This window comes from Streptomyces sp. RKAG293 (assembly GCF_023701745.1).
In the GTDB taxonomy this organism is placed as follows: Bacteria; Actinomycetota; Actinomycetes; order Streptomycetales; family Streptomycetaceae; genus Actinacidiphila.
Map to the genome: position 1 here is coordinate 4,985,045 of NZ_JAJOZB010000001.1, position 9,956 is coordinate 4,995,000.

Sequence of the window (9,956 nt, forward strand, 5' to 3'; positions counted from 1 at the left end):
AGCGACCACCAGGGCTGACCCCGGCCGATCAGGAACAGCCCCTACTGGCAGCTGATGCTGGACTGCGCCCAGTCCGCCACGTTCACGAACTGGTAGCGCTCGGCGGACTCGACGACCAGCCGGATCGTCTTCTGCCCGGCGATCCCGACACTCACCGGCACCGCCGCGTCGCCCCCGCGCACCACCGGCGAGCGCCACAGCCGCCCGTTGTCGCCGTAGACGGAGAAGCGGACCGCGCCCAGCCCCATCGTCATGTCGTCGACACCGGCCAGTGCGTCGTACGTCGTGCAGCTGCGGTTGAGGTCGATGAGCACGGACGACGGGGAGCGCACGGTGATGCCGTGCTCGTACTCCTCGCCGCCGATGTTCAGGCCCCAGCGGTCCCAGACCCAGCTGCTGCGCCCGAGCCGCACCGTCGGCTTCGTGTCGTCACCGACCCCGCTCCACCCCAGCTGGTTGATCTGGAAGACGGTGGGAGCGGGGGGCGGGGCGGGACTGGGGGTGGGCGTGGGTGTGGGTGTCGGCTCCGGGGCGGGGGTCGGCGTGGGGGCGGGCGTCGGCGACGGCTTCGGCTTCGGCTTCGGCTGAGCGACGGGAACGGCGGGCTTGGGCGTCGGCTTCGGCGCCGGCGGCTTCGGTGCCGCCTTCGGCGGTTCAGGACTCGGCCTCGGCTTCGGGGGCGGTGTCTGCGGTGGTGTGGTGACGGGCGCCACCACCGCCGGCTTGGCCTGCGGCTTCGGCGCGGGCGCGCCGTCCCCGATGTTCATCGCGGCGAACGCGATACCGGCGGCGGCGACCACCACGGCCGCCACGATCCCGGCCTTCACGGGCGCGCCGAGACCCTCGGCCGCGGCGCCTCCGCCGGCGGCGCCGGCTCCCGCACCGCCACCCGACGCGGCGCCCGAGGCGGCGGCTGCCGCACCTCCGGCGGCACTCGCCACTCCGACCCCTGCCACGATGCCGGCCACCTTCGCCGCGTACGCGGCGGCGAACCAGCCGATGACCGCGACCGGCAGCAGGCCCTTGAGCGCGGAGTTGACGTCGGCCAGCTCCAGCGCCGCCGCCCGGCACCGCTCGCACTCCTTGAGGTGCTTGCTCAACTCCCGGTCCGCACGCATCCGCAGACCGCCGCGCGCATGCGCGCCGAGCCGGTCGGCGTAGCGCGCGCAACTGCTACCGGTGGTCAGCGTCGAGCTGACGTGCGCCTGCAGATAGGCCTGCCGCAGGCCCTCGCGGGCCCGGTGCGCCAGTACCGCCGTGGCGTTGGCGGTCAGACCGAGCAGCGGTGCGATCTCGCTCGGCGACTCCTCCTCGACGGCGGTGTGCCACAGCACCGTCTGCCACCGCTCGGGCAGCGTACGGAACGCCCGGATGGCCAGCGACTGCTCGGCGTCGTGCATCGCGCGGACGTCCGCGCCCAGGTCCAGCGTGTCCTCGTTCGTGGACGAGCCCGCCGCCGTCACCGCGAACACCGCGAAGTCCTCGACGAGTTGCTCGCGCCGGGCGGTGTTGCCCCAGGACGCGGCGACGCGCCGGACCGTCGTCAACAGGTAGGCGCGCACCGCCGAGTCCGGCCCGCTGCCGCCGCGCACCGCCTGGAGCGTGCGCGCGAAGACCTCGCCGGTCAGGTCCTCCGCGGTGTGCGCGTCCCGGCAGCAGCTGCGGGCATAACGGCGTACCGAGTCGGCGTGGCGCCGGTACAGCTCCTCGTACGAGCTGTCGTCACCACCGCGTACCCGGGCGACCAGATCGGCGTCCGACAGCGGTACGTGGGACTCCGGTTCACGCTGCTCGGGAACCCGGCGCGATGGCAGTCCGCCGCCCGCTTCCGCACTTGCAGCAGCGTTCGACTCGCCGTTTGCCTCGTCCACCGCGCCAGGGTGTCACACCTGGTGCATCCCGAGATATGCCGCGACAGGGAACCACTCGTCCGGGGAGCTTTCGCTCACCGGTCCTTCACCATTGATCGCCTTTTCGCCCGGTCTACTCGACCGGGGCAGTGCTCCAACTGAGCGCGGACGGCGCCGAAGAGCCCTCCGCGGCCCCGTGCGCCGTGGCCGGGCGCGAGCGCAGACCGTCCAGCAGGATCTCCAGCAGCCGTGCCGACGCCGCCGCCTGCTGTGCCGGATCGGGCAGCGAGGGCGCCGCGGTGGCTATCACCAGCAGCACGTCGGCCACCGAGACATCACCGCGCAGTTCGCCCGCCGCCCGCGCCCGGTCGACGAGCTGGCCGACGACCTCCAGCAGCGCGGGAATCCCGGCGTCGTCGCCTTCCCCGGCACCGTCGGGAACGCCGGCGTCGAGCACCGGAGCCGCACCGGCCGGCTGATCGGCCGAGGCATCGGCCGACGCATCGGCCGCCGACGCAGGACCCGCGGGTCCTGTCGACGGTTCGCCCGGTTCCGCCGCCACGCTCAGCGGCGCCCGCTGCTGTGGAACCCGCGCCGCCTCCTCCGAGAGCCCGGAATGCGCGGGCAGCCCGGACAGCGCGGAGACCGCCGACTCGACGGCGAACCCGGATCCACCGGAGCCGCCCGATGCCGCCGGCGCCCCGGTCCTGACCCGCAGCACCTGCGGCGGCAGCAGCCGCCCGGCACCCGAGGCCACCGAGGTCCGCAGGAAGCGCGCCAGCGCCGACCACGCCTCGTTCTCCTGCCCGAGAGCGGTCCTCGCCTGCTCGGTCAGCCGGGAGGTCTCCTCCTCGGCGATCCGCCGCACCAGTACGTCCTTGCTCGGGAACCGCCGGTACACGGTGCCGACGCCGACGCGCGCACGGCGTGCCACGTCCTCCATCGGCGCCCCGTAGCCCAGCTCCCCGAACACCTCACGCGCGGCCCTCAGCACATGTTCCAGATTGCGCTGGGCGTCCACCCGCAGCGGGGTCGCGCGGCTGCTGCCGCCGTTACCCTCCGCGCCTGCCGCTACCGTCCATTGAGAGTCCTGAATGTGCATATGTGTATCCCCCGGTTATGACGTCTCCCCCCGGAGACTCCCCACCCGTAATGATCATCGGCGCACGACGAACGTACCCCGATGGAGTACGAACATAGTTGAGCCGAGGTCAGGAAAGAAGGGGGTCCGTTCCGCCCGGCGCGTCCCCGATCGGAGTAGCGGGCCCGGCTGTTCTTCTTTCACCGGCTTTGCCCGGTCAACGACACATCCCTGACCTGCCGGATCCGCGTATCCGGTGAATCACTGCGGTACGCCCTGTGGACAAACGTCCTTCATCCATTGCGTCATGGAGCAATGACGGAGTCGGCAGCCCAGTCAAGAGCCAGGACCAGCCCGCGCATTCTCGTGATCGGCGGGGGATACGTCGGCATGTACACCGCCCTGCGCCTGCAGCGGAAGCTGAAGCGCGGGGAAGCGGAAGTGATCGTCGTCGACCCGCAGCCCTATATGACCTATCAGCCGTTCCTCCCCGAAGCGGCCGCCGGGTCGATCTCCCCCCGGCATGTCGTCGTGCCGCTGCGCCGGGTGCTCAGCAAGTGCCGGCTGGTGGTGGGCGAGGCGACGCACATCGACCACTCCAAGCGGGTCGCGACCGTGGCGACCCTGGCCACCGAGGAGGAGGGCACCTCCGGGATCGAGATCCCGTACGACCACCTCGTCCTCGCCCCCGGTTCCGTCTCCCGCACGCTGCCCATCCCGGGCCTCGCCGAGTTCGCCATCGGCTTCAAGACCGTCGAGGAAGCGATCGGCCTGCGCAACCACGTCCTGGAGCAGCTCGACATCGCCTCCTCGACCCGTGATGTCGACGTACGGGACGCCGCGCTCACGTTCGTCTTCGTCGGCGGCGGCTACGCGGGCGTCGAGGCGCTCGCCGAGCTGGAGGACATGGCCCGCTACGCCACGCGGTACTACCACAACCTGCGCCCCGAGGACATGAAGTGGGTGCTCGTCGAGGCGACCGAGAAGATCCTCCCCGAGGTCGGTGAGGAGATGGGCAGGTACGCCATCCGGGAGCTGCGCGCCCGCAACATCGACCTGCGGCTCGGCACCCGGCTGGACTCGTGCGAGAACCGGGTCGCGGTCCTCTCCGACGGCACCCGGCTGCCCACCCGCACCGTCGTCTGGACCGCGGGCGTCAAGCCGCACCCGATCCTCGCCGCCACCGACCTGCCGCTCAACGAGCGCGGCCGGCTCAAGGGCACCGCCACCCTCATGATCGACGGTGTCGAGGGCGCCTGGGCGGCCGGCGACGCCGCGGCCGTTCCGGACCTGACGGCGGAGGAGCCCGGCAAGGAGTGCGCCCCCAACGCGCAGCACGCCGTCCGCCAGACCAAGGTGCTCGCCGAGAACATCCTCGCGTCGCTGCGCGGACAGCCGATGAAGGAGTACCGGCACAAGTACGTCGGCTCCGTGGCCTCCCTCGGGCTGCACAAGGGCGTCGCCCACGTCTACGGACGCAAGCTCAAGGGCTATCCCGCGTGGTTCATGCACCGCGCCTACCACCTCAGCCGGGTGCCCACTTTCAACCGCAAGGCGCGAGTGCTCGCCGAGTGGACACTGTCCGGTCTTTTCAAGAGGGAAATCGTTTCGCTGGGCTCGCTGGAACACCCGCGCGCCGAGTTCGAACTGGCCGCTGGAGGGCTCCCCAAGCCGGACGCGCCCTGAGCCTCGCGATTCCCCCCGGGCCGCGGGTCGGCCACACTGGGCGTGTGACCATGTGTGCGCCAGCACCTGCAAAGCGTGACAAATACGAGGAATCGGACGTTTGCTGAATTCTCCCGGGGAGCGACCCCCCGTACCCCCGCGCAGAGCCAGGCGGTCCGGGCTGCCCCGAACAACACCGCGAGGTGGGGCTCGGTGAACCTCACCCGCTGGAGCGCCCGGCTCCCCGGCACACAGCGCCGTACGGCCGCGGCCGGGCGCACGCCCGACGCCGCCCCCGCCGCCCCCAGCGCGCCGACGGCCGGCGGAGCCGTGCCCGCGGCCCGCGCCGAGCACCCGGAAGCGCCGGCGTGCGCCGTCGACGCGCTCTCCGTCAACGACGTCCTCAGCCAGGTCCCCGCGCTGATCGCCATCACCTACGGCGCCGCGCACCGCATCGCGTACGTCAACGAGGCGTACACCGAGGTCTTCGGCCCGCGCAGAACGGGTGAACCCGCCCGCGAAGGACTTCCCGAGCTCGACGAGCTCGGGCTGCTGCCGCTCATGGACCAGGTGCACCGCAGCGGCAAGCCGCGCACCGTCAAGGCGCGCAAGGTCACCCTCCCCGACCGGGACCGCTACTTCACCTTCACCTGCACGCCGGTGCACACCGGCGCGGGCCACGACGGCACCCAGGGCGCCCCCGGCGCGCAGGGCACCCACAGCGCCGCGCACAACACCGCCCACAGCGCCGCCCACGGCACCCAGGAGGCCCCCGAGGCCAAGCGCGGCGTCCTCGTCTTCGCCGCCGACGTCACGGACCAGGTGCAGGCCGCAGAGCGCCTCCGGGAGAGTGAACGCCGGCTGCACGCCACCGCCGTCACCCTCCAGCGCAGCCTGCTCCCGCAGGAACTGGAGCAGCCCGACGATCTGCGGGTGGCCGCCACGTACCAGCCCGGCGGCACCGACGCCGCCGTCGGCGGCGACTGGTACGACGTGATCACCCTCGGCGCCGGCCGCACGGCCCTCGTCATCGGCGACGTCATGGGCCGCGGCGTCCGTGCCGCCGCCGTGATGGGCCAGCTCCGTACCGCGGTCCGCGCCTACGCCCGGCTCGACCTCCCGCCGCACGAGGTCATCCAGCTGCTCGACGGCCTCGCCTCCGAGATCGACGCCACCCAGATCGCCACCTGCGTCTACGCGGTCCACGACCCCAGCGAGGGCCGGCTCTCGTACGCCACCGCAGGCCATCTGCCGATCCTCGTCCGCGACCCCGAGGGCCAGGTGCACCGCACCGACGAGCCGACCGGCCCGCCGCTGGGCACCGGCGGCTGGGTGCACACCTCCGGATCCATCCCGCTCGGCCCCGGCTCCATGGCGGTGCTCTACACCGACGGCCTGGTCGAGCGGCGCGGCGAGGACATCGACGTCGGCATCGACTCCCTGATGAGCGCCTTCGCCGGTGCCACCGGCACCCCGCAGGTCATCTGCGACCGGCTGCTGCGCGCCCTGGGCGTGACCTCCGAGCACGACGACGACGTCGCCGTCCTGGTCCTGCAGTACCCGGACCACGCCGGCGCCGACGCCGAGCTCTTCCGCAACGCCTCGCTGGAGCTCCTCGGCGGTATCGAGGCGGCGCCCCGCGCCCGCGCCTTCGCCACCGGCGTCCTGTCCAGCTGGCGCTTCCCCGCCGAGCTGCGCGACCTCGGCGTCCTCGCCGCCAGCGAGCTGGTCGCCAACTCGCTGCAGCACGGCACCCCGCCGATGAAGCTCCGGCTCCGCCGCACCGACCGCCGGCTCATCATCGAAGTCACCGACGGCGACGACCACCTGCCGCGCCGCCGCCGCGCGGAGCCTGCGGACGAGGCCGGCCGCGGGATCTCGATCATCGCCACGATCGCCTCCAGCTGGGGCTCCCGCCGGACGCCGGGCGGCGGCAAGGCCGTCTGGTGCGAGTTCGCCCTTCCACGCGCCTGAGCCCTGAGAGCGTGGCCTGAGCACGAGGCCTGAGAAACGAGGCCTGAGAACGACAGCTGCCCCGGCCGACCGGCCGGGGCAGTGTGCTGCGTGCTGCGTGCTTCGCGTTCTGCGGCGCGTCCGGGGCTCAGCCCCCGACGGAGGCCTCGACCGGCCGGCCGGTCACCAGCGGGTGGTCGGCCGCCAGCGGCTCACGCGGCGCCGGAACGACCGCGTGCGGGTTGTCCTGGGCGGGAGTGAGCCCACGGCCCATCCGGAGCGCCAGCCATGTGATGCCGAGCGAGAACGCGATCAGCATGCCGATGTAGGCGCCCCACATCCCGGCCCCGGCCATCAGCCCGCCCACCGCGGGCCCGACCGCGAGGGCCAGCTGCTTCACGAGGGCGAACGCCGAGTTGTACTGCCCGATCATCCGCGCCGGCGCCAGATCGGCGACGAGCGGAGCGACGGTCGGCGACAGCATCGCCTCGCCGAGTCCGAACAGCGCGTACGTGGAGATCAGCGTCACCGTCGCCACCGCGTGGCTCCCGTGCAGCAGACCCGAGACACCCGCCGCGGCCCAGGCGACCGTCCAGATCAGCCCGACCGCCGCGATCACCCGGCTGCGCCGCCGCCGCTCGATCTTCTTCAGGATCAGGAACTGCGCAGCGACGATGACGGCCGTGTTCGCCGCGAGGGCGATGCCGAGCGTCGCCGGCTGGATGCGGGTGACCTCGGTCGCGAACGCCGCCAGGCCCGACTCGAACTGTCCGTAGCAGGCGAAGAACATCACGCCGCCGAGCACGCACAGCTGCACCATGGCCCGGTCCCTGACCAGCATCCGCCAGCCGCCCGGGGCCTTGTCCGACGGCGCGCACTCGATCCGCGACGTCCTCGGCAGCCGCACGGTGCAGACCACCGCGCCGAGCACCAGGAACATCACGGCCTCGATCGAGAACAGCAGCGTGAAGCTGCCGGGCCGCGAGGTGTCGACCATCAGACCGCCGATGAGGCCGCCGATGCCCAGGCCCAGGTTGTTGAGGAAGAACTGCGTCGCGAAGGCCCGCGAACGGGTCTTCGTGGTGGAGCACCACACGATGAGCGTCGCGAGCGACGGCGCGATGATCGCGACCCCGGCGCCCATGACGGCCGACGCAGCGACCACGGTCACCGCGGTCGAGGCGAGCCCGAAGCCCATCGCGCCGATGGCGGCGAGCACCGCACCGGTCATGGCCACGGGCAGCGGGCCCCGCTGGTCGATGGCCCGGCCGGTGAACGGCAGCACGCAGAGCGCGGCCACGGCGTAGGCGGCCAGCACCACCCCGGCCGTCGTCGCACCAAGATCCCTTACCTGTGCCACGTAAATGAACAGGAACGGGACCGTGAAGCCGTTGCCGAACGCGCTCAGCGCGTTGCCCAGCTGGATCCGGCGCAGAGCCGCGCCCATCTCGGTGGTCACACTCACCTACCTCGGTTGTCGTTGAGTCTCGAAGACTTCAAAGTTAAAGTTAGAACCTAAAGAGTACACAGAGAAGGGCTTTAGCGCCAAGCGGTTACGTGCGATACTCGGCCCATGCCAGCAGCAGACGGTCCCGCCAGTCCCCCGCAAGAGCTGGACCTCGATGAACAGATCGCGGCCTACCAGCGCGAGTTTCCCGAGGTGGACCCCCAGGTCGAGAAGGTCGTCACGGCCCTGGGCCGGCTCAACCGCCGGATGAACGTCGGCTACGGCCGGCACCTCTCGGCCCTCGGCATCAGCAACGCCGAGTGGGAGGTCCTCAAGGCTCTCGTCGTCGTCGGCAAGCCGTACCGCCTCGGCCCCGGCGACCTCGCCAAGCGACTCGGCCTCACCCCGGCCGCCATGACCCACCGCATCGACCGCATGGTCACGGAGGGCCTGGTCACCCGGGACCGCGACGAGTCCAACCGCGTACGGGTCATCGTCGAGCTGACGGACGAGGGCCGCGGCAAGTGGCTGGAGACCATGCGCATGGCCGCCGCCTTCGAGGCCGACCTGCTCCAGGACCTCTCCACGGACGAACGAGCAGTCCTGGGCGAAGTGCTCCAGCGCCTGCTGCGCCGCGTGGAGGTGGCCCAGCCGGACGCGGGCGGCCGGCTGGAAGACCTCGACTGACGGGGTTCCGGCTGGGCTCCGGGCAGGGCCCCGGCAGGACTCTCGACGGGGCTTCGCCGGGCGGACGGGCGGGGGTTGACACCCTGCGGATGGATGCGTAGTGTTCTCCGAGTTGCCCGCCGGTGAACGCCGACGCGAGTCGGTCCCGAGGCAGCCACTCCAGATCACAACCATTCGAACGAACGACGCTCAGTCGTTTTGTTTTCGTGCGCGTTTTCGGAATGGGAACAGAAAGCAGCCGATTGGATCGGATGCCGAAGTTCCGCTAAAGTTTCACTCGTCGGAAGGGCTCAACGGCCCGGATGGCAAGCCCCGCTGACTGGAAGTCAGGCCCGAAAGGTTCTGATAGAGTCGGAATCGCCGGAAAGCGCGAAAGCGCAGAAGGCGGAACCCGCTGACTGGGAATCGGACGCGAAAGCGTCTGATAGAGTCGGAAACACGAAGGGAAGCCCGGAGGGCGCCGGTGAAACGGCACCAAAGGAAGCGACCGTTCCTTGAGAACTCAACAGCGTGCCAAAAGTCAACGCCAGACTTAAAACACCCCGGGCGGAACCCATTCGGGTTTCGTTTGGTGGTTCCTTTGAAAAAGTCCTTCCGCCCTCCGGTCCTTCGGGACGGGAACTGGTGGGAGGCAATTACACAGCGAGGACGCTGTGCACCACGGGCCTTATTCCGGCCGGTGGTGCCGCTCTTGCGTGGAGACATTCACGGAGAGTTTGATCCTGGCTCAGGACGAACGCTGGCGGCGTGCTTAACACATGCAAGTCGAACGATGAAGCCTTCGGGTGGATTAGTGGCGAACGGGTGAGTAACACGTGGGCAATCTGCCCTTCACTCTGGGACAAGCCCTGGAAACGGGGTCTAATACCGGATAACACTCTCCTCCTCCTGGGGGTGGGTTAAAAGCTCCGGCGGTGAAGGATGAGCCCGCGGCCTATCAGCTTGTTGGTGGGGTAATGGCCTACCAAGGCGACGACGGGTAGCCGGCCTGAGAGGGCGACCGGCCACACTGGGACTGAGACACGGCCCAGACTCCTACGGGAGGCAGCAGTGGGGAATATTGCACAATGGGCGAAAGCCTGATGCAGCGACGCCGCGTGAGGGATGACGGCCTTCGGGTTGTAAACCTCTTTCAGCAGGGAAGAAGCGCAAGTGACGGTACCTGCAGAAGAAGCACCGGCTAACTACGTGCCAGCAGCCGCGGTAATACGTAGGGTGCGAGCGTTGTCCGGAATTATTGGGCGTAAAGAGCTCGTAGGCGGTCTGTCACGTC

The 9,956-nt window shown here is 70.6% G+C and carries 6 protein-coding genes and 1 rRNA gene (1 of these 7 cut by a window edge); 4 read left to right on the forward strand and 3 right to left on the reverse strand.

Translation table 11 applies throughout. From position 1 onward, the window contains the following. Positions 1-41: 41 nt before the first annotated feature. Together LNW72_RS22185 and LNW72_RS22190 are read right to left on the reverse strand one after the other, a co-directional pair. Positions 42-1,871 (reverse strand): sigma-70 family RNA polymerase sigma factor, encoded by a 1,830-nt coding sequence (locus LNW72_RS22185; protein ID WP_374117308.1) that lies wholly within the window; start codon positions 1,869-1,871, stop codon positions 42-44. Positions 1,872-1,983: 112 nt separating this feature from the next. Next, on the reverse strand, positions 1,984-2,952 hold the full coding sequence (locus tag LNW72_RS22190; RefSeq protein ID WP_250977009.1) for a helix-turn-helix domain-containing protein: 969 nt from the start codon (positions 2,950-2,952) through the stop codon (positions 1,984-1,986). 294 nt (positions 2,953-3,246) lie between these two features. On the opposite strand from LNW72_RS22190, the gene LNW72_RS22195 reads away from it, so the two are divergent. Both LNW72_RS22195 and LNW72_RS22200 read left to right on the forward strand, forming a co-directional pair. Then, positions 3,247-4,617: an NAD(P)/FAD-dependent oxidoreductase gene (locus LNW72_RS22195; RefSeq protein WP_250977010.1), complete on the forward strand. Its 1,371-nt coding sequence runs from the start codon at positions 3,247-3,249 to the stop codon at positions 4,615-4,617. A 192-nt stretch (positions 4,618-4,809) separates the two neighbouring features. Then, positions 4,810-6,570, forward strand: a complete 1,761-nt coding sequence (locus LNW72_RS22200) for a SpoIIE family protein phosphatase (RefSeq protein ID WP_250977011.1) — start codon at positions 4,810-4,812, stop codon at positions 6,568-6,570. 127 nt (positions 6,571-6,697) lie between these two features. Here LNW72_RS22200 and LNW72_RS22205 read toward each other — a convergent pair whose 3' ends face one another. Next, positions 6,698-8,008: an MFS transporter gene (locus tag LNW72_RS22205; protein WP_250977012.1), complete on the reverse strand. Its 1,311-nt coding sequence runs from the start codon at positions 8,006-8,008 to the stop codon at positions 6,698-6,700. Positions 8,009-8,122: 114 nt separating this feature from the next. Between LNW72_RS22205 and LNW72_RS22210 the strand changes: the two genes are divergently transcribed. Both LNW72_RS22210 and LNW72_RS22215 read left to right on the forward strand, forming a co-directional pair. Then, positions 8,123-8,683, forward strand: coding sequence for a MarR family winged helix-turn-helix transcriptional regulator (locus LNW72_RS22210; RefSeq protein ID WP_138359283.1), 561 nt, complete (start codon positions 8,123-8,125; stop codon positions 8,681-8,683). Positions 8,684-9,387: 704 nt separating this feature from the next. Then, a 16S ribosomal RNA gene (locus LNW72_RS22215) occupies positions 9,388-9,956 on the forward strand (it continues 954 nt past the right edge of the window).